Source organism: Pseudohongiella sp. O18, assembly GCF_021729085.1.
GTDB lineage: Bacteria > Pseudomonadota > Gammaproteobacteria > Pseudomonadales > Pseudohongiellaceae > Pseudohongiella.
The window spans coordinates 252,859-279,338 of sequence record NZ_JAJSAR010000003.1 but is presented as its reverse complement, the minus strand read 5'-3'; the positions used below and the strand labels follow the sequence as shown (position 1 = coordinate 279,338).

The window sequence follows — 26,480 nt, the reverse complement described above, 5'->3', positions numbered from 1 at the left end:
CTAGTATCCTATGCCTCTTGCCACCAGCCAGCCCAGAACCGGGGTCACGATAACCACTGCCACGGCGGCTTTTTGTAGTCGCGTGATGGCGCCGGGGGTGTCCTCGATGTGTTTGTCCGGTGTCAGTGTGTGCCGCTGACGCCAGAAGAATGCGGCAGGCCAGGCTGTCAACAGAATGAGCAAAGCAACCAGGGACAGTTTGGCGTGAAACAGTGGGTTGTTACTATAGAATTCTGCCGGTTTTCCAACCATCAGCCACAAGGTCAGTCCTGCAGTGATTGCTGTCAGCAAGGCGATTAATGTCCATTGATAGACTTTTACTATCCCTTTCAGGTCGTCGTGGCTGACAGCTTCACGCGGCGCCATGGCAACTATTAGCAAGCCGATTGCCCAGCCGAGTAGCGCGATGAGATGCAGGAAATCAATTGCCGCCGTGATCATGTCAGTTCATACCGTCAATTTTGCTGCCGGGCGACCAGCTGCGCATTAACCAGTTCCTGCAGTTTTCCACTCTGAGCTGCCTGCCTGGTCTCTGTATAGCCACCGATGTTATGTGAGGCTCCCACAAAAACCTGCGGCAGTGTCCGGCTGCTGGTCATTTCCAGCAGTTCACGCCGCATTTGTTGATGGCGGTCTGGGTTGGCGTACTCTCCGGTATCCAGCTCCACAGTGGTGTATGCAATTTTCAGATGATCCAGCAACTGTCTAACTGCGTGGCAATAGCTGCACCAGGACAGCGTGAAGACTGTCACTGGCGTTTTGCTGACACCCAGCAGGGCATTGATATCTGAGGTTTGTGGGGATAGATCGGTCTCACTCATTGCTTTTCCCGCGGCAAATAAACGCTATTGTGTCATAACTGAGTATGGTAATCTTTAGCGCCGTTAAATTACGGCAAGATAAATCAGGTGTTCATACATTGCAGACGACACTAAATTCCGGGCCTCGGACAAGGTGGTCGATATGACGGTAAACCCTGCCGACAATCCTGCGTTCGCAACCCTGGGTTTGCGTGAGCGCAAAAAGATAATCCGCTTGCAGCGGATCGTCGCGGCGGCCCGTATCCTTTTTGTCGAGAAAGGCTTCACCAATACCACGATTCAGGATATTGCGGCGGAAGCCGATGTCGGCCTGGGTACACTCTATCTGTATGCCAAGAGCAAGGAAGATCTGTTGGTGATGGTCTTTAAAGACGACATCATCAGCATGATTGAGCAATCCTATGCGGAAATTGAGCCAGATGCGCCATTAATTGACCAGTTGATGGTTTTCTTTGATGGGCATATCCGCTACCTCAGTCAGGATGAGGTGCTGTCCCGCACTGTGCTCAAGGAGCTGTCGTTTTCTGCGACAGAGCAACGCCGCGAAGATATCGATCAGATCATGAACCGCACCTACGCCAAGCTGATGAAACTTATAGAAAAAGCCAAGCGAGACGGGCGTTTGTCGAAGAATCTGTATACCGGTACCGCCGCCTGGAGCGCTTTCGCCCTCTACTATCACCTGCTGCAGGGTTATCTGTGCGGATTCCACTCAGAAACCGAGTTCCGTAAAAGCCTGCGCAACGCGCTTCACGCGCTGCTAAACTGAACAATCCGACCTGTCTATGGCTGTGGTCGCCAGGTGTGCTGTACGCCGGCAATCCAGCGCCTCAGAAAATGACTTTCGTCATTTGACTTTGCACCGCACGGTGGTACGATCAGAATCCTGAATAGACTCAGAATTATAGTTTAATCGCCTGATTTTCAATGTCTTAGTAACGCTGCGAATAAGCGGTATCAGTTAATCTGATAATGGTCGCCGCCCGAATGGACTAGCGGCTCAAGCGGGTCTTTTAAACTAAGGTTTGAATCGCATCAATTTTTGGCTCAGCCAGAGTGGTTTTGGCTAGCTGGTTTTAGTCGGAGGGGTAAAATGATCAGTTGGATTCGAAAGAGCAGCAGGATGGCAGCTGGTGGCGCCATCACTGCCCTGGCACTGGGTTTTAGCGCAAGCTTCAGCCATGCTGCCGATGAGCGGGTTGGGGATTTTGCCCTTCTCGATCACGAGGGTTATTACCACCACATGGCGTGGTATGACAACAACAAGGCCATCGCGTTTCTGGTGCAGGGTAATGGCGCCGAAGAAACCCGTGCGGCACTTGGCCAGTTCTCTGCCCTGAAAGCGGAATACGCTGACAAGGGTATTCAGTTCATGATGATCAACCCGTTGGGTGAGGCTCGTGACGAAGTGGCAGCAGATGTTGCCGCGCTGAATACCGAAATACCTGTGCTGATCGATGATGTTCAGGCTGTTTCCGAGTCCATGGGTATTGAGCGTTTTGGCGAAGCTGTCATATACGACCCCAAATCGTTCTCGGTTGTTTACCGTGGTGATGCTGGTCAGCCATTCGCTGATGCACTGGCCCAGGTTGCAGCCGGCAATGCCGTCAGCACCGCATACGTGGCAGCCAGCGGCGCGGAAGTTGAATATGTGGAGCGTGATCCAAGCTCAGTGTCCTACGAGAAAGACGTAGCGCCGATCATTGCTGAAAACTGTGCAAGCTGTCACCGCGAAGGTGGTGTAGCACCGTTCGCTCTTAATAGTCATGCGATGGTGCAGGGCTGGAGCCCGATGATCCGCGAAGTACTGATGACCAAGCGTATGCCGCCGGGCCAGATGGACCCGCATGTGGGTAACTTCCGTAACAGCTACGTTGTGCCTTTCGAAGATCAGCGCAAGGTGCTGGACTGGATTGCGGCAGGTTCGCAGAAAGATGGCTCCACAGATCCGCTGGCGATGATTGAGTGGCCACCAACCGAGTGGGCATTCGGCGAGCCGGACTACGTAATCGAGATTCCGGAGCAGCAGATTCCCGCAACCGGTGTCCTGGATTACCGCTATGAATTCATCCCGATCAATCTGCCGGAAGGCAAAGATCGCTACGTGAAGGCCAGCCAGTATATGCCTGGTGACCGCACTGTGCTGCACCACACGCTGAACGCACTGTTCAAGCCGGGTGTGCGCCCTAGCGGAAACGGCTTTGTAAGCACGCCTGATCCGAATCAGGCTTACATCACGCCCTACATCCCTGGTGCTGCGCCATACGTGGAAGAGCCCAATACCGGTGGTCTGCTGATGGACGGCTCTACCATCGCTATTCAGCTTCATTACACAACAACCGGCCGTGAGTCAGTAGATGCCAGCCGCATTGGTGTCTGGTTCTACGATGAAGATGAGATTCCGGAAGAGCGTATGACAGGCGAGTGTGCGTGTATCTTTACACCTACATGGACCAACATTCCTCCGTACGATCCCAATTTCGAGCAGCAGACCGAAATCGTGATCCCGGACGATGCGTATCTGCACAGCTTCCTGCCGCACATGCACTTCCGTGGCAAGTACATGCGCTTCGAAGCACACTACCCGGATGGTTCTACTGAGCTGCTGGCCAACATCGCCAATTACGACTATAACTGGCAGATGGAATACAAACTGGCTGAGCAAAAGCGTGTTCCCGCAGGTACTCGTATTGTAGTTACCGGTGCATTTGACAACTCAACCCAGAACAAAGCCAACCCTGATCCTGCACGTGAAGTGCCATGGGGTGACCAGAGCTGGGATGAGATGTTCTTCGGTCAGGTCTACTACAAGTTCGTAGACCAGAGCCGCTACCAGGCTCAGGCCGAATCAGACGACGCTAACCTGGTCAGCAGCACAAACTAAGCTGAGCAAGTTGCAGTAAGAGGGCGACCAGTCGGTCGCCCTTTTTTTTGCCGGAACCGAGGTGGATTGCCAGGAATTCTGCTCAGTCTGCTTTGCAGTCGCCAGCCAGCGGCGCTGGGCTGTACAGCACTTGCCGGGATCGATTAACATCGAAGCAGCTCAACACAGCAGTAACAGACCCATGCCGTGATCCGATTCCAATCTGGAAATGTGAATGAACATATTGTCAGCAAGCCGTCCTGTCCTGATCACTGCTTTGGTTGCACTGGTCCTGTCTTCCTGCGGGGGTGGCCCCAGGTGGCAGGCACCTTCCGCTGATGAGCTTCTCATCCCGGAGATTTCGGCAGACGGCACAAAGTTTTTTGTGTTTCAGCGTAACTATCATCGACCACAGCCCGCCACCGTCCAGACACCCGTTGATCCGTCGCGGCGACAACAGCTTCCAATCGGTGAATATGATGTCACAGAGCGTATTGATAACGTCCTTCTTCAGACTGAGTACTGCCGCACCGGCTTCTTTGAGCTGTATCGTGAGCAGGGTCTGCAGCATTTCGAAGTGCGAGGTGAGTGTCGAGAGGCGGCAACCGAGGAAGATCGGCAACGCTACGAAGGGCCTTTACCAGTAGACTCACTGGCACCACCGCCACAGTAAGACTGAAAGGAGATTCTCAGGTGTATTCTCTACGACAAACACTGCTCCTGGTGATGTGCCTGAGCTGCTTCTCTGCAACCTTTGCCCAGTCCCCGCCCTCTGCACCACTACCAGATGGACTGCAGACGATCAGCTTTGACAGTCCTGCCGTTGGCCGCCGGATGAAGTTCGATATCGTTTTGCCGCCTGACTACGAACAAAGCGACAGACGCTACCCTGTGCTGTATCTGCTGCATGGTTACATGCAGAACTATACTGTGTGGGGACGAAACCTTGGGGCTGCGTTCTACGCCCGCAATATCGGTGAGCTGATAGTGGTGATGCCAGATGCCGGCAATAGCTGGTATATCAATTATGCGGAAAGTGCAGGCGGGCAGCGCAATCACTGGGAAGATCATATTATCGAGGACGTTATAGGCTACGTCGATGCGAATTTCCGGACTCATGCCCGACGCGAAGGACGGGCGATTGCTGGTTTGTCGATGGGCGGCTACGGTGCGCTGATGCTGGCGCTGCGTCACCCGGACATGTTTGTGTCAGTGGCCAGCACCAGTGGTGCGTTGACTCATGCCAGACAGCGCGCAGACGCAATCGCACAGCAAAGACCAGCGCCACAATCGCGTACCGCAGCCGATTCGCCCGAGTTGGCGCGGGCAGACGCCGTCATATCCCAGATTATTGATATCCCTGGATTCAGCACGCAGGAAGAGCGAAATCCGCTAGGTGTGGACTTCGCCACCGTGGAGCAGGCGCGGGCCTACGACCCGTTTCAGATCATCTATAATGTGCCAAAGAGTCAGCTGCCACATTTTTATTTCGATGCCGGACTCAGTGATGGCCTGATCAATGACGCACGCGAATTCATGCAGGTACTGCTGCTGAACGACGTCCCATTCACCTACATGCAGACACAGGGCCGTCACAACTCCGAATACTGGCGGCGCTCAGTTGGGCAATTCATGCCGGTACAGAACGAAATCATGCAGCGTGCGCTGGGCAACCGTCCCTGAGTTCAAGGGCGATGACTGATCAGGCGTTGTTTTCAATCAAGAACCTCAACTGCAGGGTTACCAGCCGGTTGCAGTTGCAGGTGGATTTCTTCGAAATCCGGGAGGGCCAGCACTGGTGTCTGTTTGGTGGCAACGGTGCTGGCAAAACGCTGTTACTTGATGCTCTGCTTGGTAAACTCCCGCTGGCCCGCTCGCACATAATGTATCACGATGGTTTTGATCCGCGCGTCGACGTGTGTGTTGTGTCATTTGAAGAGCAGCAGCGTTTATGGCAGCGCGACAATCGATTTGATGTCAGTGAGTTTGAAGCCAGTGGGGCAGACAGTGGGACGACGGTCTGGGCGCTGGCCTCCGGTCTCGCTCGGGTCAACGACAGTGAGGTTCAGTATTACCTGCGAGCGCTGGGTATCCATGATCTTGCTGAGAGGGGGATTCGCTTCCTCTCCTCAGGGCAGTTCCGGCGTGCACTGATCGCCCGTGCACTTGCCCAGCGTCCGAGATTGCTGGTTCTGGACGAACCGCTGGAAAGTATCGACAGAGACAGCGTAACCGTCATCACTCAGGCGCTTACCGAATGGATGACGCCTGGAAATACTACCCTGTTGCTTGCTCGACGCGAGAATCAGCTGTTTTCCAGACTGAGCCATATGGCCCTCATTCGTGATTTGAAAATGATTACTGAAGGCGAAACAGGGCCTGTCAGCCAACACCCTTATTGCCAGCAGTTGTTGTCTCCACAGTTGCCCAGTGACATCACTTTGCCTGAGACGCCGACAATGACCGTCAGTAACCGATTAAAAAGTGCCATCTCGCCCAGTCGATCACAGCCATTGATTGAACTGAAACACGTCAGTGTCCAGTACGGCGATAAGCATGTGTTTCGTGATTTCAGCTGGCAGATGAACTGGGGTGACCACGTGCTGGTGGAAGGTCCCAACGGCTGCGGGAAATCAACACTTCTGGCCATGCTCGACGGCGACAACCACAAAGCCTACGGCCAGCATGTTGTTATGTTCGGCCATCGCCGTGGCACGGGCGAGTCTGTCTGGGATGTGAAGGCGCACTTCGGTATTGTTTCCAACGAACTACAGCGTCAATACGTCAGCGGTTGGCGGGTGCTTGATGTTATCTGCAGTGGTTTTCACGACACCGTGGGGCTGTATGCAGATATTGGTGCGACTCAGCGTGCTCATGCCAAAGCCTGGATGCAGGCCCTGGGGCTGATTGGTGCCGCTGAAAGTTTTTTCAGTGAGTTGTCTTTTGGTGAACAGCGGCTTGTGCTGCTGGCCCGTGCCATGGTAAAGCAACCACTGATCCTGATACTGGACGAGCCCTGCGTCGGCCTCGATGATGTATACAGGGCGAGACTGCTGCAGCTACTGGACCTGATCGCAGCACAAGGACAAACACATTTGATCTACGTGAGTCACACTGACGAAGATGCACCACGCAGTATCAATCACCATTTAATCTGCGCAATGGATGAGGAAGATTCAGTCGGTCGCTGGCGTAGCCGTCCAGCGTTCAATCAGGCGTAACAACTCTCTTTTACTGAACGGTTTGGTCAGGACATCATCCATGTCCGCCTGCAGGCAGCGTTGTTTGTCCTGTTCCAGGGCGCTTGCGGTGATGGCGACTATGGGCGTCCGTGGCCCTGATAGTTCCCTGATCTGGGCTGTGGCCGCATAACCGTCCATCACCGGCATCTGACAATCCAGCAGAATGAGGTCGAAGTCATGATTGCGGACGGCGTCTACTGCGGCTGCCCCATTGGGGACAATATCAAGAAGGCAATGACTGCTGGCCAGAAAAGCTTTGGTTAATTGCTGGTTAATGGGGTCGTCCTCGGCCAGCAGGATGCTTAGAGGGCGACTTTTGACGGGCGCTCCGTCGGCAGCAATATCTTCTGTGGCCTGGATGGCGGCGCGCGGTGCGCGCAACTGCAGCGTAAAAGTGGAGCCTTTACCTTTCTCGCTGGCGACAGCGATTGTGGCATCGAGTTTGTTGGCCAGTTGATGGGCTATTGTCAGCCCAAGCCCGGTGCCGGAGTACGAACGGCTATCGCGGTCATCAACCTGATAAAACGCGTCAAACAGGCGAGGTTGATCGGCGCTGGCGATACCAATACCGGTATCCGTCACACTGAACAGTAAATCCTCATCTTTAACCGTGGCACTCACGGACACAGAGCCCATACTGGTAAATTTGATCGCATTGCTGACAAAGTTGTGCAGTATCTGACGAATGCGCAAGGCGTCGCCGATTCGTGGCATGTGGCCAGAATCATCGAGATTCACAATCAGTTCCAGGCCCTGCTGTTTTGCCAGTGGCAAAAACATGCGACTCAGTTTCTCCAGAATATCGGCGGGACTGAACACGACCTTTTCGATGGTGATTTCATTGGCCTCAACTTTGGAGAAATCGAGAATGTCGTTGATGATCTCCAGCAGCGTTGCGCCGGCATCATGAATGGCATGTAAGGTCTGTCGTGACCGGCGGTCGTCGACATGCTCCAGTGCGATATCTGTCAAACCCATGATGGCATGCAAAGGCGTGCGAATTTCATGACTGACGCGTGCCACAAAACGTGATTTAGCCTCATTCGCAGCTCGCGCATCATTGGCCAGCCTTTCGGCGGTATCCCGCGAATTGCGCAGTGCTGCATTGGCCTCCTGCAGCGCTTGCTCATGACCCCGTCTGCGCTCGGCATTCACGAGCAGCTCGGCAAGCAGCTTGAGAATGGTGATATCAACTTCAGTCCAGTGACGTTCCTGGTGTACGGCATCAAAGCCGATGAATCCGGTGCAGCGATCATTGTCGATCAATGGAATGGTGACGATGGAACGAATCTGCTGGGGTTCGAGTATATTGCGCAGGACGTTGTCCTCAGGGAGCTCGGATACGCGAGTGCAATAGAATGGCAGGCCGCTGGTATGGGTGTTTACCCATAGAGGGATGTCATCGATAGGCACGTTCTGCAGGTTGTCTATTTCCGGCGTTATACCGTCCCGACACCATTCGTGGGTGTTGCGTATGATGCGCTCGTCAAACAGATAATCCATACGATAGGCACGGTCCGCACCAACAAACTGACCAACGTCGCGCAGAGCTTCGGTTGTCAGATAATCAATTTCCGTGGCATCGGCCCTGACCATTTTCATTGACAGCGTGATCAGCAGATTTTCCAATTGCGATCGGTAAAGCGATTGCGTGCGCGCCAGCTCAAGTTCGGTAATATCGTAGTTGACCCCAATGATCTGCGCTGAACCATCTTGCGCTGTCGTCAAGGAGGCATAACCTGCCAGCTTTTTAGTCACGCCGCCTGGCGTTGTGATGCGAAATTGATATTCGGCTGGTTCTTTGAGGTCCAGCTTGATCAGGTTGCCAAGCAGGGTAACCACATCGGCCGCGTCTGCTGGGTCAAGCCAGCGCCGGAAGTCATCTATACCGCCGCTGAACTGTGCCGGGTCGACCTCAAACAGCCTGAACATTTCCTCGTCCCAGTTCAGTGTCTGCGAGCTTAGTTTGTACTCCCAGACACCAATGCCACCAGCATGTGTGGCAAGCGACAGGCGGCGGCTGCGCTCGATTTCACCCAGGCGATTCTGCGACTGCTGCAGCGCGCTGCCCAGTTTGTCGAGTATGCGCATGAATTGGTGGCTGTCGGTCTCCGACAGTGACCAGGTATCACAATGAATAATCAGTGTGGCATTGTCCGCAACAGGAAAGTGGCGCATCGCAGCCGGTGTTTCATCTGCATGTCGGGACAAAAGCTGTCGTGTTGTTGAATTGTCGGGGACCAGGACAACAGCTTCGTCGCCAGGAACGTGCATGACAGGCTTTAGCTCGAGGGCAGCGTAGCCTTGAGCGCAGCGGACCTGTATGTGTTCGAAGAGAGTGGAAAGAAATCGTCGACATAACACATCGGCACGATCTTCAAGCGAAATGGCGAGTGCCAGGTCCAGTAACAGACGATGTGTTGACCCGGCATCATGTATTGGAGGAATGTTTTCAGTCACAGGGACATCTCACATTAAAGCCTCGCGCATTGCCTGACAGGTTGCTGGCCATGCCTCTTGCAGTTGAGCCAGCAACTGCTGGCATGTCTGGCTGTCTCCTCGTTCACCGTGTGTTTCCAGTTCAGCCATCAACTCAGCCACCCGTCGCGCGCCGATGCTAATGCTGGAAGCACGCACGCTGTGCGCCAGGCTGGCAGCCCGGGCCAGGTCCTGATCAATGTTAATGGCCTTCTGCAAAGCAAGGATGATCGCGGATAAGTGGGATTGATAATGCTCGTGTAGCGACTGCAGTAAAGCCTGTTCATCGGACTCGAGTTCCTGCGGGAGCCGTTTGGCATCAAACAGCGCTGAGGATTTGCTTCGAGCCGGAAGCGTATTCATGTCAGTCACCCCAGGGAGAGTTCATAACCTTCGCCACGCCGGGTACGAATCCTGAAAGACGGATCTGCCGTTGCCAGCTTGCGGCGCAGGCGGCTGATGAGAATATCGATAGATCGATTGCTGGGATCCATTTCATAGCCATAAAGGCTCTGAAACGCCCCATAGCGATTGATAAAATGCGGCTGCTGACAGAAGAACAGCTCCAGCAAGGCGGCCTCCTTCTCAGTCAGTGGTACGGATTTCCCATTATCACCGATAATACTGTGGCTCTGGCGGTCCAGCCTGAAGGTTTCACTGAGTGGGATGGTCATGGCCGAGCGTGCCGCGCCCTGATGGTCGGAGACCCGGGACAGTCGCTGTCGATTGCGATTCACTACCTCGATGCGTGCCACCAGTTCTTCCAGGTCGCATGGCTTGACGATGTACTGGTCGGCACCGCCGTTCAGGCAGGATACTTTGATATCTGTGGTGTCGTCGTTCGATAACATGATGACGGGCCTGTCCAGATATACGCGTATCTGCCGACATAAATCCAGTCCGGATTGCGACTCATTGCCCAGGTGGTAGTCCAGAATAAAGACATCGGGCAATTCACCGTCCGTCACGCCGTTCAGGCTGGAAGCCTGAGTGGACGGCAAAACTTGCGTGGCGTCATTACAGACGAGGCATTGATAGCCTCGATTTTTTAACTGATGCGACAGTATCCGGGTGTATACCGGGTCGTCATCAACGAGCATTAATACCGAATTGTTATTATTCATACCGTAAAGCAGGTAGCGTACATTTTTTTACAATGACTGTGAACTGGATCAACGACAAACGATGCCGTTTTTAGCACTATCGAAACTGCGAGCCAGATAATAACAGAAAAAAGCGCCGGAAATGTGGGGAGTATGAAACTGATGAAACAAGAATTTTGCGCGGTGGTGAAAGCCAGGCGATCCTTCGTCTTTGTGATGGCCGCCTGGCTGCTGACGCTGGGTGTTGTGCAGTTGCTGGGGCAAATCTAGCGCCCTGTCCTCAGTAGGGCGCCCCGGCGATGCTGCCATCTCCTGGCAGAAACAGCATGGCCTCGTCAGGAGCCTGGTAAAGGCGTGTCACCATCAGCAGGACACCCGGGACGTCAAGAAGCTCGGCGTCAGACAGCACCAGCTTGCCGCGGATCCGCTGCTGCTCCACGAAGGCCAGTCCATTCCGGGAGAACCGCAAGTGACTGAAGTATTCGCCGGAACGTCCCCACTTCGATGAAATCATTTCCTGGCCGACTTGCCCGTCCAGTCGCGCGAACGGATAAAACCAGCGCGCACCCTGCACACCTGCAAGGTAAGTAATAATATGCCCGTCAGGGTAGTACCACGCCTCCTGCTCGGTCCGGAAGCTGAACGTGGCAGGGTTTCCATTCGGCCAGAAAACGGTTTCTTCGCCGCGTGTCCAGCCATATGCCAGCAACTGACCATTGGGGTAGTAGATGGCTGAATTGCGGCCTGGATGTGTTGTGAAAACCTGGCCATTCGGGAAGTACCAGGCCTGATTGAACAGATCAATGGATACCTGGCGCCCATTGGCATAGGTGTTCTGATAGCGTGTCCCGCCATCGTGCACAACCGGCTGGCAGGCAAGGCGATTCAGTTCGCGCATTTGTTGACTGGCCAGCTGCAGTTCGGCGACATCATCATTGTTGGCAGGCAACAGCAGGTTCAGTGCAGTCATCTTCGCCATGAACTCAAGCGTGGCGCAGGCACTTGCAACATGCTCTTCGTCTGCATGACTGACACTGACCGGTATCAGCAGGCAGGCTGGCAGTATAATGCCGAACAGGCGTCGTATATAACGGTTTCGGATGGTCTTGACTTCTCGCTTGTTACTCATGCCGCTGCTCCTTCGCATTGCCTCTGACTGTGCCCAACTAGCGATTGGGCGCTTACAGAGACAGCCTAGAAGCCTGAGTATTAACCTTTGCTGAACAGCCTGAATTAACGGGCAGGAAGATTCAGAATGCCGCCCCGGATGTTGGCAACTTTGTCAAAGCCAGCGCTTTTCAGAATGCTGTAGGCCAGCGATGATCGTTTGCCTGAGCGGCAAAGAGTCACTATCGGTTTGTCGCCGGGTATTTCTGAAAGACGATCACGCAGCTGATTTAATGGGATGCTGATGGCGTTGCTGAGAATTGAAATATCCTGTTCAACCTCTTCGGCTTCGCGAACATCAATGATTGTCACAGATGGCTGGTTATGTACTACCCATTCTGGTGTTACCTCGGGGATGCCTGCGAAACTTATGCGAATATCTGCCCAGTCGGGTTCGTCAGGTAACTTGCCGTCTTCTGGTTTGCCACTTCGCATGTTCGCAGGAAGTGCCTCATCTATTTTTTTGGGATGAGGTAATTGCATGGCTTTCATGTATTGTACAAAATCGGTTTCATTTGCATTTCCCCCTACTCTGGGATTGTGCAGCTTTTCTTCCGCGACGGACGAGCGTGTGCGTCCATTGTAGTCATGGGCGGGGTAGATGGCGCAATCGTCAGGCAGTGAGAAAATCTGCTCGGTTATGGAGTGGTACAGGCGAGATGCATCGCCCTGCTGAAAATCGCTGCGTCCGCAGCCGCGGATCAATAATGCATCACCAGTGAATGCCATGCTGTAATCGTCCAGCACATAAGTCAGACAACCGGCGGTATGGCCCGGTGTGGCCCTGACTTCCAGCTTTACACCCTGCACGCCAAATTTGTCGCCGTGCTTTAGTGGCAGGTCAACGTTTTCGGCTCCGGCAGCAGCTGACGAGGCTATCCAGCAGCCTGTATGCTGCTTCAAAAGCCATGCTGCAGTAACGTGGTCGGCATGTGCGTGGGTATCAGCAACGATCTTTAGTTTGAGCTCCAGTTCTCTGAGCATGGCAAGATCGCGGGTCACCTGTTCGAATACCGGGTCGATCAGGATCGCCTGACCCGAGTGTTCATCTGCCAGTAGGTAAGTGTAGGTGGAAGATACCGAATCATACAGTTGTCTGAAGATCATGCTGCGTTCCTGTTATTTACCAAATTGTCATGATTTTGTCATGTAACAGTGTCATTACTATCCCTCATATCGAAACACAAATCATTGATAGGCATCAATAAAGCGTCAGTCTGAAGGCTGAGACCGGGAGCCGTGGATTTTTCGAGACTTGTCACAGTTCTGACAAAGAACTCGTTCAGTATACGGCCATTCAGGATTCTTGATTCCATCCCGGAGAGAGCTAAGGTATGAATATTAAAACAATCTTTGGTGTCAGTGTATTGGCCGCAGCAGTCGCAGCTTGCGACGGTGGTGGTGTCACGCTGGCTCCTTCCACAACGGTTTCAAACTCAAACAACACCACTAATAGCGGTGGCAATAGTGGTGGCGGTACAACCAATCCCTGCGCTAGTTACACCGTGTCCGGGCAGGCAGTTCAGGGAGCGTTTAGTGGTGGTAACTGCACGTACTCTAACACCTTTGTCAGCGATACACGCCCTCTGACCACCGACCTGGTTATCAATGAATTGCCAAATGGCGGCCTGCACATTTTTGAAGACAGCCTGTTCGTTGGTCGCGATGTTAATGCGAATTCTGCAGCGCAGGGTGTCCGTATTCCTCAGGATGGCGAGGGTGCAACCCTGACAATTGGCGCCGGCGCCAAGATTGCCTTCTTTAATGCGGAAGACTACGTCAGAATCGCGCGCGGTTCGCGAATCGTTGCCGATGGCACGCGTAGCAAGCCGATTATTTTCAGTGCGGTCCGTGACCTGCGCGACAACCAGGCTACTCAGTCTGATCGTGGCCTTTGGGGCGGCGTTCAGATCAATGGTAATGGTCTGACCAACAAGTGTACCGATGCTGATCGTCAGGCAACAGCCAGCAATCCGCACAATTGCCACGTGACCTCAGAAGGTCGTCCGGCCACTTACGGTGGTAACAACAACTCAGAAAGCTCCGGTCTGTTGCGGTACGTGCAGATTCGTCACGCAGGGTTTGAGGTGGTTGATGGTGACGAGCTGAATGGTCTGACTCTGAATGCGGTAGGTTCTGGAACGACGATTGAGTACGTGCAGACTTACACCACGCTTGATGATGGTTTCGAAATGTTCGGCGGTGCAGTTGACCTGAAGAACGTCGTGGCTGTCAACGTAGGCGACGATTCCATCGACTACTCAGAGGGCTGGGTAGGCGATATTCAGTTCGCACTGATTGTTCAGACCTCTGGCTCCAACCGTTGTATCGAAGCCGATAACACCGGCGACTCACAGCCCGATAATATCGCTCCTTACACCAAAGGCCGTGTCTCCAACATGACCTGTATCACCTCAAATGTCGATACCAACGCAGGTACTGCGCCTTCCTCCAAAGGTGATGCAGAAGGCCCGCTGTATCGTGAGGGCAGCTACTTTGAACAGTACAACTCGATCATTACCTCCAATGCCAGCGGCATGGCCAGTAACGAGTGTTTTGAAGTGGAGAGCTCACAGACAATCGCTGGTATCAACAGTGGTATCAGTGCTGCCAGTGGCAACGTGATCGCCTGTACCGAGTCACTGAAAGTGTCTTCAAGTGCCGGTCTGGACCTGCGCAACTGGTGGACAAGCAATGGCAACGCCGTCGTTGATGCATCAGCCAATCTGCCCGCTACGGTGCTCACTGGTCTGAGCCCGTCCAACCCGACGGCTTATGTCACTGCTCCCAGCATGACTGATGCCAACGGTGCGGCGATCAATGTGACTGTGTTCGATGTGACACGTCTGCAGGATAACTTCAGCGCTGACGCAGCGCCGGCTCTGGGTGGTTCCGGCAGCAGCTCATTCTTTGAGTCTGTGGACTTCATCGGTGCTGTGAAAGCGGGTGACGACTGGGTATCTGGCTGGACAACCGGCCTGTAACAGTCAGCGCAATCAAGCGCAGCCCAGAGCGGGGATGAGGCCGAACAGGACTTGTCCCCGTTCGGGTTTCCAGAAAGGCATAGATTAAGGTAAAGGTGATGAATATGATGAACTGGCAACCACGCAAACTGACGTGTGCGATTGCAGTCGTAATGTCAGGTGCAGCAACCGTTTCAGCTAAGGTCCTGGCGCAGGAAGAGGCTGGACAGGCTGCCCAGGTCCCGGCACCCCAGGTGGAAGAAATCATGGTCATGGGACGCCTGCGTGATGCGGCGCGCTCCATCATCATGGAGCGGGTGGAACAGCCCTTCGCTGCCGAAGTGGTCGGCGTCGAGCAAATCTCACGCGCCGGTGACTCCGATGTGGCCATGGCTTTGCGCCGCGTGACTGGTCTGTCGCTGGTGGACGGCAAGTTCATTTATGTGCGTGGTCTGGGTGAGCGCTACTCCAGCGCAACACTGAACGGTGCAGAAATTCCTTCACCTGAGCTGAGCCGCAACGTGATTCCGCTGGACTACATTCCTGCCTCGATTCTGGAGTCAGTGAAAGTTCACAAGGCCTATTCATCAGACCAGCCGGCAGCCTTCGGTGGCGGCAACGTTGATATTCGTACTCGTGGCACCCCGGATGACCTGGTATTCGATGTGTCGGTGGGTGCAGGCTGGAACACCGAAAACAGCGGTGACGGCTTGCGCAACCTGGGCGACCAGGGTGACCTGCCAGAAGGCATCATGAATGCGCTGAATACTTATCAGGGCGATATCAGTCCTTCCAATATCACGCGATTTGAGTATCCAGGTGTTGGTACGCCGACGGAAGCACAACGGCTTGAAGGCATTCGCATCAACCGCGAACTGCTGCGCTCAATTAACCGCGATGTTGATATCGAAAGCACAACGTCCCTGGATCCGGATACCAATGCGTCCGTGACGCTGGGCAATGCATTTGATATCAACAATGATCTGACATTTGGTGTACTCGCCAACGGCGCAATTGGTACTAGCCAGAGCAACTCCGATCAGTTCGAGCAGAGCTTCAGCAACCCGGATGAAACCTTCCGCAATATTCAGCGAACATTCACAAATGACAGTCTGACTGCTGCACTGAACCTGAGTCTGTCGTATCAGGACCGGCATACCATTTCCACCAACACCTACCTGTTGCAGGATGATGAAGATCAGGCGTCCATCGTGCTGGGCTTCAACCCCGATTTCCAGCAGGCCAGTGGTCGCCAGCGCAAGACTAATGTGTCGCGTCTCGAACAGCGCGAATTGTTCGTTAACCAGGTTGTAGGAGAGCATTCCCTGGAAGCCTACGACCTCGAACGTCTGCCAATGCGCAGTCTGTTCAGCTTCGTAAACGGAGTTGATCTGCGCTGGTTCTACTCAGACGCCCAGGCCAGCACCAATGTGCCTAATTCAAGCTCGGTACAGTCGACCAATATTCTCGACCCGGGTTCACAGCAGCTGATTTCAACCCAGGTCAACACTGGCTCGTCGGCTCAGTTTGCCTTCCTTGAACTGGAAGACAGTGTAGAAAGCTGGGGTTATCAGGCTGATGCACATTTTGACCTTGGTTTCACAAATGGCACCGTTTCTGGTGGCTACAACTACAGCGAAAAAGCTCGTGAGTACTACGGCTATACTGCCAACATCGTGATGGGCCCGACAGGTCGCGAAGGACTGCCATCGCAGGTTTTCAGCGATGATAACCTGGCGGATCTGGATAATGGCTTCTTCCTGAACATGGGTTCCAACTTTGGTACCGAGAGTTACGTTGCCGGTGAAAGCAAAATCGCTGCCTTCGGTATGGTGGACTCTTACTTTATGGACAACTGGCGGATGACGGCGGGTGTGCGTTGGGAAGATTTCTCCCGCGGCGTGATTCCATTGAACCTGCTTGACTACTCTGGCGACTTCCTCAATGAAGTAATCGAAGATATTAACCAGCCAGATAGCAATGCGCTGCTGCGGGATGATGATTTCTATCCGTCTGTAGCACTGACCTATATGCAGGATGGCCTGTTTGGTACAGATAATTTCCAGGTACGACTCGGCTATGGCAAGACGGTTGTCCGTCCTGACCTGCGAGAGTACGCAGACATTCAGTTCATTGACCCCGAGTTGAATGACCGTGTTCAAGGCAACCCGAACCTGAGTTTCTCGGACATTGATCATTTTGACCTACGCACCGAAATGTTCTTTGATAACGGTGACAACCTGACGGTTTCACTGTTCTACAAGGATATCTCCAGTCCGATCGAGCGAGTTGAACGACCAGGTCCACAGGACGCGCGTTTGCTGAGCTTTGACAACGCAGAGGCTGGCGAGATCTACGGTGTGGAGTTTGAAGGCCTGAAGAACATCGGCCGCGGCTTCTTTGTCAGTGGCAATCTGGTGCTCAGCGATTCCGAGCTGACATTTGACGCTGCCAGCTCGCAGACCAGCCTGGACCGTCGTTTGACTGGCCACTCGGAATATGTGGTCAACACGCAATTGGGCTACGACTCTGACAACGGCAGACACGCCGCGTCATTGCTGTACAACGTGTTTGGTGAGCGGGTCTTCTTCGGTGGCCGTAATGAGTCACCAGATGCGTTTGAAAATCCGTTCCACTCACTGGACCTGACGTACTCTTATTTTCCGACAGACCGCATTACTGTCAGATTGCGTGCGCAGAACCTGCTCGACGAAAACCGCGAATTCTATCAGGATGATGTAAAAATCATCGACGTTGCTACCGGTTCGCGTTTGCGTCTTGACCTGCAGTGGAAACTGTAAGGTTTATTCGGAGACGATGCTGAACAAACTTGCGCAAACCCGCCTGTGGGTGTCCGGACTTGCAGTACTGCTGACTCTGGCAGTGCTGATCTGGTCAGGATACTCGCTGGCGAGACTGTTCTGGTTGCTGGTTCCCGATGCCGCGGAAGGTATTGCGCCGCCGTCGGTAACGCGCGCCGATAATGTTGCGACTCAGTCCCGTTCTGTAGATCTTGCCCGCATAGCCCAGGCATTCACATTGACGGAAGCCAGGGGACTGTCTGCTTCAAACATGGTCAGTGAAACTGCTACTGCCGATGACACTCGCTTACAACTTGTGTTACGCGGAGCCGTACTCAGCACTGAGCCGTCCTCATCCCGAGCCATCATTGCCAGTGGTGACCAGCAACAGGTTTATCGGCCTGGCGACGTGCTACAGGGCACCTCCGCCGGTGTGACTCTAGAGCAGATCTTCAGTGATCATGTCACGCTGAACAACAATGGTCGGATAGAGCGACTTCGGCTTTACGATCCTGCTGCAGCCAATGGGGCGACTTCAGCAGTTGCACCAGTTACGACTGCCCAGTCGAGCTCCGTGAGTGAGGACACGACGGAACCAGTGTCCGGCATGGACCAGGCAGCAGAGTTGGCTCGCGTCATGCGGTTGCAAATGGTCAATCTGGAAGGAGTTGCTGGTCTGCGCATCCGTCATGGCAGTCGCGCCGATCTTCTGTCAAATGCCGGTCTGGCAATCGGCGACATCATTACTGCCGTCGATGGTACGTCCATCAATGACCTTGGTCAGCTGCAATCCCTGCTGGGTCAGCTGCAGCAATCACAAACGGTACAGCTGCAGGTGTCACGCGACGGCACCCTGCAGACTGTCAATCTGAACAGGGCCACGCTTGGCCTGCCGTGATATGAGAGAGTTAATGAAAGCGAATCCTGCCAATCTGCTTATCCGCAAGATCCAGCCTGACTGGATGGCTCCTTTGTGCCTGTCATTCATGCTGGCATTGTCATCCGTGACAGCCATTGCCCAGGAAGCCATGTGGACGCCAAATTTTCGTAACAGTGACATTCTCGAGGTTATTCGGGCTGTACAGGATGTGACCGGGAAAACGATGATTCTGGATCCGCGCGTGCGCGGCGAGATAACCGTTATCAGCAGCTCGCCTGTCAACGCTCAGGACTATTACCGTATCTTTCTCAGAGCCCTGGACATCACCGGGTTTACCGCCGTGGAAACCGGCGACAATATGGTCAGCATCGTACCGTCGCAGGAAGTGCGCTCGGCGCCGCTGCCATTCTCGAGTTACGACAGCAACGACAGCAGTCGCTATGTCACCGAGGCCATCCAGCTCGACAATGTGTCTGTTAATCAGGTGCTGCCAGTGCTGCGTCCACTGGTGTCGCAAAGCAACGGGCAGATGTCTGCCTACCCCGATGGAAATATGATCATTCTGGTCGACACGGTTGCCAATGTGCAGCGTATTCGACAGATTCTGGATCGCATTGATCAGTCTTCAGTGCCGGAAACCGAAGTCGTTAGCCTGCAGTTTGCGCAGGCCAGCGACATTGTTGCCCTGCTTCGCGAAATGAATGAAGACCAGGTGGCCGCTGATCAGGAACCGGTCACCTCGCGGCTGCAGATCAATGCGGATACACGCACGAACTCAGTGCTGGTGACAGGTGGCAAACGACAGCGGGACACCATCCGGGAACTCATTACCCTGCTTGATAAGCCGCGTGAGCAGACCGGCAACACTCGTGTTGTCTATCTGGAATACGCAAGTGCCGAGCGTGTTGCGGAGGTACTGACCTCGGTCATACGTAACACTTTTCAACTGGGTGGTGCGGCGCCGGCGCAGGGTGTCACCGAGGGAGCAGCAGCTGATGGTGCGCGCCGTGCCAGTGTTGAAGCTGACCCTGACAATAACGCGGTCATCATTACTGCAGACATGGACATCATCGATTCTCTGATGGATGTAGTGCAGCGGCTGGACATCCAGCGCGCCCAGGTTCTGGTCGAGGCCATTATCGTCGAGATAAATGATGATGTGGGGCAGAACCTCGGAATCCAGTGGCTGTTCAGGGACGAAAGTGGCGCGTTTGCCGGCAGCTTTGAGCCCGGCGCCAATCTGCAGCGACTTGGACTTATTGCCGATGGCGCACTCAATGAAGACCGCGAGGAAGGCCTGCAAAACCTGGCGGCTGGTCTGGCCAGTGCTGCCGGACAGACCATTGGTATCGGTCGCCTCGGCGGCAGCACCGACCTGCTGGCACTGATAGATCTGTTACAGGCCAACTCTGGCGCCAACATTCTGTCTACGCCAAATATCCTGACCACGGATAACACCGAGGCACTTATTACTGTTGGTGAAAGTGTGCCGTTCATCACGGGGTCCTACACCAGCACGGGCAACAGCGGTAATGTTCAGAATCCGTTCCAGACCATTACCCGACAGAATGTTGGTACCACCTTGCGAGTCACGCCACATGTCAATCGTGGTGACAAGGTGGCGCTGGACATCGCTCAGGAAATCTCCAGCATTTCCCAGAAAGCAGGTGCGGTGGACCTGATCACCAACGAACGCAAAATTGAAACTCGCGTAACGGTAGCAGATGGTGAGACCGTGGTGCTGGGCGGCCTGATTCGCGACAATGTGGTTCAGAGTGAAAGTCGTGTGCCGGTACTGGGCAGCGTACCAGGCCTGGGCCGATTGTTTCGTTCCACCTCCAGTTCGGTGCAGAAAACCAATCTGCTGGTATTCATACGACCGACTATCCTGCGCGATGACAACGCCCTGCGCGGCGCAACCGCTGAAAAGTACGAACACATCCGTAATCAACAGCTTCTGCAACAGCCTGTCCATGGTGGTATTTTTGGCGACTCACAAATGCCACTGCTGCCTGCCTGGGAGACGCTGCTGGACGCCCCTGATGCCGAGGCGCAGGAAGATCAGCCGTGAACCAGCACTATGTTCTGCCCTATGATTTTGCCAACGGCAAAGGTGTGCTGCTTGATGACGGCGAAGTGATCTGTCGGGGTGAACCTGCGCTGAATGTGCTGCTGGAACTGCGTCGCATCATGGGTCATGGATTCACGCCGGTCGTAATATCAGCAAACGAATTTCAGCAGCGGCTGACCACGCTTTATCAAAGTGGGGCAGATGACGCCCAGCGTGCGGCTGATGAGCTGGGTGGCGATATCGACCTGACGGCACTGGTTGATGATATTCCCGGCAACAGTGATCTGCTGTCTGATGCCGACAATGCTCCGGTGATCAGACTGATCAACGCCGTGTTGTCGCAGGCCGTTCGCGAACAGGCATCAGATGTACATATCGAGCCTTTTGAACAGCGTGTCGCAATCCGCTTCCGCGTGGATGGTGTTCTGCGCGATGTGCTGGCGCCACGCTCTGAGTTGGGACCTGTGCTGGTCTCGCGTCTCAAGGTCATGGCGCGTCTGGATATAGCCGAAAAGCGACTGCCTCAGGATGGGCGCATCAGTGTCAGGCTGGCGGGTCACGCGGTGGACATTCGCCTGTCCACCATTCCGTCTGCTTTCGGAGAGCGAGTGGTGCTTCGCCTGCTGGATCAGGCTGCCGGTCAGCTGAAACTCGAACAACTGCAGATGCCGGCACCCATTCATGCGCTGTTTGCCAGTGCACTGGCCAGACCTCACGGCATCATACTGGTCACAGGACCGACTGGCTCTGGTAAGACCACGACGCTATATGCAGGTCTGCAGCATATCAACAGTCGCGAGCGCAATATTCTGACGATTGAGGATCCAGTTGAATATGTGCTTCCCGGCATCGGCCAGACACAGGTCAACACCAAAGTGGATATGAGTTTTGCCCGCGGTCTGCGCGCCATTTTGCGACAGGATCCAGACGTGGTGATGGTGGGTGAAATTCGTGACCAGGAAACCGCGGCGATTGCCGTGCAGGCCTCACTGACCGGACACCTGGTGTTGTCGACCCTGCATACCAACACGGCGGTGGGCGCGGTCACTCGACTGCAGGATATGGGCATCGAGCCATTTCTGCTGGCGTCCAGTCTGCAACTGGTGTTGGCGCAACGTCTTGTTCGACGTCTCTGTAACGACTGCAAGCAACCGGTTGCAACCGATGCGGCAGAGCAGCAGCGTTTCGGATTTACGGAAGGGACGCAGGTATGGCGAGCCGCCGGCTGTGATCAGTGCAACCACACCGGTTACCGCGGCCGAACCGGCCTTTACGAGGTGCTGGAGGTGGACGCCACCATGCGTCGACTGATTCACGATCAGGCTGGAGAGCCAGCCCTGGAAGCCCATGTACGGGCGACCAGTCCTGCCTTGTCCGAGCATGGAAGGCAGCGAATACTGGCCGGCGAAACCAGTCTGGAAGAGGTGCTGCGGGTGACTGCCATGGGCACGGGGATCTAGGTCATGGCTTCGTTCCGCTACAAAGCACTGGGCGCCGACAGCAAGCCGGTGAGTGGTGTGCTGGAGGCTGACAGCGAGCGTCAGGCGCGTGCACGGCTGCGCAGCCAGGGCATGAAACCCATGACAGTTACCGTGACCAGTGCTGCCAATGATGCCAGTGGCGGTCAGTCTCTCTGGTGGCGACCGCGCCGCCTGTCGGTCGCCCAGCTTTCATTAATTACCAGACAACTGGCGTCGCTGGTGCAATCAGGCATGCCGCTGGACGAGGCACTGCAGATCAGTGCCCGGCAGTCACGGCAGATAAAAGTGAAAGGCATACTGTCTCAGGTCAGGTCGCGGGTTGTCGAAGGCCATTCGCTGGCACAGGCAATGTCAGAGCACCCGGCGGCGTTTGACCGAATGTATTGCGCCATGGTGCGGGCAGGTGAATCCGCGGGTTACTTGGGTCCGGTGCTGGAGCGCCTGGCAGAGTACACAGAAACAGGCCAGCAGGCGCGTCAGAAACTCAGCACCGCCATGATCTACCCTCTGGCATTACTGTCGGTCAGCCTGCTGGTAGTGGCCTTGCTGATGACCTTTGTGGTGCCGCGACTGGTCACCATGTTCGCCACATCTGGACGTGACCTGCCTGGTCTGACACAGGCTTTGATCAGCGTCAGTGAGTTTATGGGCTCACCATGGGCCTTGCTGTTGCTGTGTGCCATTGCATTAGGCGGGGTACTGTTTCGCTGGTGGCTGCAGGCTGTCGAAAACCGCCTGCGCTGGCATGGATTTTTACTCAAGGTGCCAGGTGTTGGTGAAAACCTGCGGCAGCTGGAAAGTGCACGTTTTGCTTCGACGCTGGCGATACTTCTTGGCTCCGGAGTGCCATTGCTGGAATCAGTCCGCATTGCGGCACAGGTTCTCAATAACGAGGTCATGCGCGCCGCGGCACGCACCGTGGCCACTGCAGTCCAGGAGGGTGGCAGCTTCAGCAAGAGCCTGCGTCAATGCGCGGCGTTTCCTCCACTCCTTGAGCAGATGGCCGCCAATGGAGAAGCGAATGGCAGCCTGGGGCGTCAGCTGGCCTATGCTGCCGAAAACCAGGAACGGGAATTGAGCATCAGGCTCAGCACCATGATGGCATTGATGGAACCGCTGACCATTGTGCTGATGGGCGGTCTGGTGACATTGATCATGCTGGCAGTTCTGCTGCCAATTTTTGATATCAACACATTGATATAACGAGTTCAGACGATGGGTGATTCTATGTTGGTTAAAAATGCTGCCGTTAACAGCACAAACAGCTCAGCTCTGGCGCTGCCAGAAGCAAAATCTATCAGGAAGCAACAAGGCTTCAGTCTCATCGAGATACTGGTAGTGCTGGTCATCATGGGCCTGCTTATCAGCATTATTGCGCCCAATGTTCTCGGCCGTGCCGATGAGGCACGAGTGCAGAAAGTGTTCGCCGATTTCAGCGCCATCGAAACTGCGTTGCGTATGTATCGCCTGGATAACTATGTCTATCCCAGCAGCGAGCAGGGGCTGCAGGCACTGGTAGACCGACCGACGCTGGAGCCGGTGCCGACAAACTGGAAGCAGGATGGCTACCTGGAAGCTCTGCCAGTCGATCCATGGGGGAATCCCTATCGCTATCTGAGTCCCGGTCAGAACGGACAGTACGATGTCTTTACCTTTGGTGCCGACGGAACGCGTGGTGGTGAGGGGCAAAACGCTGATTATGGCAACTGGCAGAATCAGGAACAGTAACCCGATGAGCCCTGGCGCGGCCCGTGGTTTCAGTCTGGTCGAGCTTCTTGTGGTGATGGCAATCGCTGCGCTGCTGGTCAGCACGGTGGCGTTCTCCGTGGGGCGGGGTTCAGACGCTGACGACCAGGCTCTGGATATCGCAGAGGATGTGAGCCAGCTGATTGGCCTTGCGTCAAATCGGGCAGTCGTCATGGCGCAACCGATAGGAATGCATCTGAGGGCACCTGAAGATTTGGCTGATGAAGGCTGGCAGCTCGTGTGGTCTCGTTGGCGTAACGGTCAGTGGCAGATTGATGACGACATGGAATTACAGGCTGAATTACCGCCATCCCTTCAGCTCGATTTATGGGTCGAAGAACAGCCTGTTGATCTGGCCCGCCGTGGGCTCCAATCTGGCGATGAATCAAATGAACCTGTGCTGGTCATGTATCCGACTGGCGAAACGACGCCATTCATCTTGCAGTTGTCAGTGCAAACGGCGAGTGGAGAAACACAGCTTGCTCGTGTCGCCACTCAGGAATCAGGGGTCATTGAAACACAGTGGTAGCGAAAAATTTCCACAGCCCGCTGGTTCGGACAGTTCAGCTAATGAGCCTGCAATGGTGAGCGCATGATGCACAATCAGCGATCGGAACAGCTCGGCTTTACCCTGATTGAGGTGATGGTGGCATTGCTTGTCGTCGGAATCGCGCTGCCGGCGCTGATGTTCCAGTTGGGCGCACAACTGGATGCTACCGACCGGTTTCGCCAGCAAACCATTGCCAGCTGGGTTGCTAAGAATCAGATGTCACATTTACAGCTGGATGCGGCGGCGGGAATCATGTCGACTGCAGCGTTCCGGGAGGGCGAAACTGAACTTGCCGGGCGTCGATGGTCATGGCAGTTGTCGGTGGAAGAGACACCTGTGCCGGGTCTGCTACGCCACCGGCTTGATGTGGCAGCCATGGAGCGGCCTGCCGACACGCTGGCCAGTCTGACCAGCTATCTGTCTGCTGCTCAGGCGATTGGCCCCTCAGCGCTCAGTGGAGATGCCGATGGTCAGGACTGAGGGTGGATTTACGCTGGTCGAACTGCTGATCGCGATGTCAATCACGGTCATGATTGCTGCAGTGTCCTATCAGTTTCTGGACAGCGCGATAGAAGCCCGTGAACGCGGCGATCAACTCATGCAGGAAATAGAGCAGATCGAGCGGTTCTGGCAATTATTGAACGGTGATATCGAGCACATTGCCAATCGCCCATTACCGATGCCGGCCACTGGGGTTGATCCGCTGCAGTCAGTGCTTGGTGACACCGATGAGCGGGTGGTAATGCTGGCAGTGCCACATAATGCGTTTTCTCTGGAAGCACTCAGTGGTCGACAGGGTGCCATGATCTGGTTCAGCAGACACGCCTGGCACAACCCAATGGCGTCTCCGCGATCGGAGCTGCAACGGGTGCTCTACCGCCTGTCACCTGACGGCACGCTGTACCGCGATTCTTGGCAGGAAAGCAATCAGGCGCTGGGCACACCTCCAATGCAGTCCATGCCACTGTTGCAGGCTGTAGAGCAGGTCTCCTGGCGGTTCCTGCCGGTTGGCGTCACTACCCAGGGCTCATCAATCGATGATGCGGGCTGGATATCGGGTTGGCCGCTCGCTGCTGCTGCCGGGGACAACGAAATTCTGCAGCGCCAGCGCCGCTTACCGGCGGCCATCGAAGTCAGTTTGCGCGTTTCGGGTCTGGGTGAGGTGCGCCGGGTGTTTGTGTTGCCGATGGCGTTTTCAGCGGGCGGAGCATCAACGTGAGCGATCAGCATTCAAAAGCTGCAAGCCAGCGTCTTCAGCAGACTGGTAGTGCACTCATACTGGCCATGCTGGTGACTGCCATGGTCGCAGTGCTGGCGACTCAATTTGCTGAGTCCTTCGTACGAAGCGCATCGATGGCGGAGGCAAGATTAATGCAGCAACGATTTGATACCTATCTGCAGGGAGCTGAAACCCTGGCTGCTCAGGTATTGCTTATGGACTCGCAGCGGGCAGGCGACAGGCCTGCAGAGCCGGTTGATCACCTTGGTGAGAGCTGGGCTGCGATGTTGCCCCCCATGCCAACCGACGATGGTTTTCTGCGCGTATTCATTGAGGACGCGCAAGGGCGGTTCAATATCAACAATCTGGTATACAAAACAGAAAATTTTGACGATCTGGGCGCATTGAGCTCAGTTCGTTTCAGTGCTGCACAGCGGCACTTTATACGCATGTTGCAGAGCCTGCCCGAAATGGCTGTCACCGAAGCGCAAGCGGTCGCGATCACCGAGGCTATTGTAGACTGGATCGACGAGGATGACCGAGTTAGTGGCCTGTCAGGCGCCGAGTCACTTTATTACACAGGCGCTGGCACGGTCGCACAGTCTGCGAATCAGCTCATGCATGATGTGAGCGAGCTGGCGATGGTGCGACACATCACGCCGCAGCTTCTGAAGGCATTGCGGCCACGTGTGGTTGCCCTGCCAGTTGCGACATCCATCAATATCAACACGGCATCGGCATCAGTGATGTCAGGCGTCAATGACGAAAACACCCTGACCTTTGCTGAGCAGGCCGTCGTGGACACGTTTTTGGAGCTGCGGGATCAACAGGCCTTTGTGTCTGTCACTGAATTTTTGCAGTCCGCGCAGCAGTCTGGCCTGCAGTCTGATCCCGGACAGTCAGGGGACGCCGCAGGTCAAGTGCCCACATACAGCGTAAGCAGCGAATATTTTCTGGCCTACATACAGGTCACAATCGGTGAGGTTTCCCGTTACCTGACATCACTGATTCATCGTGACGGGAGTGGCGTGACGACGCTGGCGCGCTATCACAACTCCTTTCACGAAAATCCGTTTGAAACACTGGTGAATTGAA

The 26,480-nt window shown here is 54.8% G+C and carries 23 protein-coding genes; 16 read left to right on the top strand and 7 right to left on the bottom strand.

All coding sequences use genetic code 11. The annotated features are described in order from the left end of the window. Entirely contained in the window at positions 1 to 441 is a 441-nt protein-coding gene (locus LVD14_RS15040; RefSeq protein WP_237134935.1) for a DUF2214 family protein, read from the bottom strand. A 14-nt stretch (positions 442 to 455) separates the two neighbouring features. Continuing rightward, positions 456 to 821 (bottom strand): glutaredoxin, encoded by a 366-nt coding sequence (locus LVD14_RS15035; RefSeq protein ID WP_237134934.1) that lies wholly within the window; start codon positions 819 to 821, stop codon positions 456 to 458. A gap of 142 nt (positions 822 to 963) precedes the next feature. Here LVD14_RS15035 and LVD14_RS15030 point away from each other — a divergent pair, with 142 nt between their 5' ends. From LVD14_RS15030 to LVD14_RS15010, 5 genes are all read left to right on the top strand, one after another. Continuing rightward, positions 964 to 1,590: a TetR/AcrR family transcriptional regulator gene (locus LVD14_RS15030; RefSeq protein ID WP_237134933.1), complete on the top strand. Its 627-nt coding sequence runs from the start codon at positions 964 to 966 to the stop codon at positions 1,588 to 1,590. Positions 1,591 to 1,914: 324 nt separating this feature from the next. Next, positions 1,915 to 3,705 carry a hypothetical protein gene (locus tag LVD14_RS15025; protein WP_237134932.1) on the top strand — a complete coding sequence of 597 codons (1,791 nt, stop codon included), beginning with the start codon at positions 1,915 to 1,917 and terminating at the stop codon, positions 3,703 to 3,705. 214 nt (positions 3,706 to 3,919) lie between these two features. Then, positions 3,920 to 4,357 carry a hypothetical protein gene (locus LVD14_RS15020; RefSeq protein WP_237134931.1) on the top strand — a complete coding sequence of 146 codons (438 nt, stop codon included), beginning with the start codon at positions 3,920 to 3,922 and terminating at the stop codon, positions 4,355 to 4,357. A 20-nt stretch (positions 4,358 to 4,377) separates the two neighbouring features. Continuing rightward, the gene (locus tag LVD14_RS15015) at positions 4,378 to 5,367 is read left to right on the top strand and encodes an alpha/beta hydrolase (RefSeq protein WP_237134930.1); all 990 of its coding nucleotides are present in this window, start codon (positions 4,378 to 4,380) and stop codon (positions 5,365 to 5,367) included. Positions 5,368 to 5,378: 11 nt separating this feature from the next. Continuing rightward, positions 5,379 to 6,905 carry an ATP-binding cassette domain-containing protein gene (locus tag LVD14_RS15010; protein WP_237134929.1) on the top strand — a complete coding sequence of 509 codons (1,527 nt, stop codon included), beginning with the start codon at positions 5,379 to 5,381 and terminating at the stop codon, positions 6,903 to 6,905. Here LVD14_RS15010 and LVD14_RS15005 read toward each other — a convergent pair. From LVD14_RS15005 to LVD14_RS14985, 5 genes are all read right to left on the bottom strand, one after another. Next, positions 6,861 to 9,386, bottom strand: a complete 2,526-nt coding sequence (locus tag LVD14_RS15005; protein ID WP_237134928.1) for a GAF domain-containing hybrid sensor histidine kinase/response regulator — start codon at positions 9,384 to 9,386, stop codon at positions 6,861 to 6,863. The two genes, LVD14_RS15010 and LVD14_RS15005, sit on opposite strands and share 45 nt — an antisense overlap. A gap of 9 nt (positions 9,387 to 9,395) precedes the next feature. Further along, the gene (locus LVD14_RS15000; protein WP_237134927.1) at positions 9,396 to 9,767 is read right to left on the bottom strand and encodes an Hpt domain-containing protein; all 372 of its coding nucleotides are present in this window, start codon (positions 9,765 to 9,767) and stop codon (positions 9,396 to 9,398) included. A 5-nt stretch (positions 9,768 to 9,772) separates the two neighbouring features. Then, positions 9,773 to 10,528: a response regulator transcription factor gene (locus tag LVD14_RS14995; protein WP_237134926.1), complete on the bottom strand. Its 756-nt coding sequence runs from the start codon at positions 10,526 to 10,528 to the stop codon at positions 9,773 to 9,775. A 259-nt stretch (positions 10,529 to 10,787) separates the two neighbouring features. Next, complete coding sequence (locus tag LVD14_RS14990; protein WP_237134925.1) at positions 10,788 to 11,636, bottom strand: hypothetical protein; 849 nt, start codon at positions 11,634 to 11,636, stop codon at positions 10,788 to 10,790. 104 nt (positions 11,637 to 11,740) lie between these two features. Beyond that, positions 11,741 to 12,781 (bottom strand): MBL fold metallo-hydrolase, encoded by a 1,041-nt coding sequence (locus tag LVD14_RS14985; RefSeq protein ID WP_237134924.1) that lies wholly within the window; start codon positions 12,779 to 12,781, stop codon positions 11,741 to 11,743. A 227-nt stretch (positions 12,782 to 13,008) separates the two neighbouring features. Here LVD14_RS14985 and LVD14_RS14980 point away from each other — a divergent pair, with 227 nt between their 5' ends. The 11 genes from LVD14_RS14980 to gspK all read left to right on the top strand — a co-directional run bounded on the left by LVD14_RS14980 (position 13,009) and on the right by gspK (position 26,479). Next, a complete protein-coding gene (locus LVD14_RS14980; protein ID WP_237134923.1) occupies positions 13,009 to 14,658 on the top strand; it encodes a hypothetical protein in 1,650 nt (549 codons plus the stop codon). Positions 14,659 to 14,762: 104 nt separating this feature from the next. After that, positions 14,763 to 17,438, top strand: a complete 2,676-nt coding sequence (locus LVD14_RS14975; RefSeq protein WP_237134922.1) for a TonB-dependent receptor domain-containing protein — start codon at positions 14,763 to 14,765, stop codon at positions 17,436 to 17,438. A 16-nt stretch (positions 17,439 to 17,454) separates the two neighbouring features. Then, the gene (locus tag LVD14_RS14970; protein ID WP_237134921.1) at positions 17,455 to 18,336 is read left to right on the top strand and encodes a type II secretion system protein N; all 882 of its coding nucleotides are present in this window, start codon (positions 17,455 to 17,457) and stop codon (positions 18,334 to 18,336) included. Between the two features lie 13 nt (positions 18,337 to 18,349). Beyond that, positions 18,350 to 20,389, top strand: a complete 2,040-nt coding sequence (gene gspD, locus LVD14_RS14965) for a type II secretion system secretin GspD (protein ID WP_237134920.1) — start codon at positions 18,350 to 18,352, stop codon at positions 20,387 to 20,389. Next, complete coding sequence (gspE, locus tag LVD14_RS14960; RefSeq protein ID WP_237134919.1) at positions 20,386 to 21,849, top strand: type II secretion system ATPase GspE; 1,464 nt, start codon at positions 20,386 to 20,388, stop codon at positions 21,847 to 21,849. The genes gspD and gspE overlap by 4 nt, the downstream gene beginning before the upstream one ends. A 3-nt stretch (positions 21,850 to 21,852) precedes the next feature. Further along, on the top strand, positions 21,853 to 23,073 hold the full coding sequence (gene gspF, locus LVD14_RS14955; protein WP_237134918.1) for a type II secretion system inner membrane protein GspF: 1,221 nt from the start codon (positions 21,853 to 21,855) through the stop codon (positions 23,071 to 23,073). Between the two features lie 24 nt (positions 23,074 to 23,097). After that, positions 23,098 to 23,598 carry a type II secretion system major pseudopilin GspG gene (gspG, locus tag LVD14_RS14950; RefSeq protein WP_272907355.1) on the top strand — a complete coding sequence of 167 codons (501 nt, stop codon included), beginning with the start codon at positions 23,098 to 23,100 and terminating at the stop codon, positions 23,596 to 23,598. A 4-nt stretch (positions 23,599 to 23,602) separates the two neighbouring features. After that, positions 23,603 to 24,145, top strand: a complete 543-nt coding sequence (locus tag LVD14_RS14945; protein WP_237134917.1) for a Tfp pilus assembly protein FimT/FimU — start codon at positions 23,603 to 23,605, stop codon at positions 24,143 to 24,145. A 63-nt stretch (positions 24,146 to 24,208) separates the two neighbouring features. Then, positions 24,209 to 24,646, top strand: a complete 438-nt coding sequence (gene gspI / locus LVD14_RS14940) for a type II secretion system minor pseudopilin GspI (RefSeq protein ID WP_237134916.1) — start codon at positions 24,209 to 24,211, stop codon at positions 24,644 to 24,646. Then, the gene (gene gspJ / locus LVD14_RS14935; protein ID WP_237134915.1) at positions 24,633 to 25,385 is read left to right on the top strand and encodes a type II secretion system minor pseudopilin GspJ; all 753 of its coding nucleotides are present in this window, start codon (positions 24,633 to 24,635) and stop codon (positions 25,383 to 25,385) included. Before gspI ends, gspJ begins: the two co-directional genes overlap by 14 nt. Next, complete coding sequence (gene gspK, locus LVD14_RS14930; RefSeq protein ID WP_237134914.1) at positions 25,382 to 26,479, top strand: type II secretion system minor pseudopilin GspK; 1,098 nt, start codon at positions 25,382 to 25,384, stop codon at positions 26,477 to 26,479. The genes gspJ and gspK overlap by 4 nt, the downstream gene beginning before the upstream one ends. Position 26,480 lies beyond the last annotated feature (1 nt).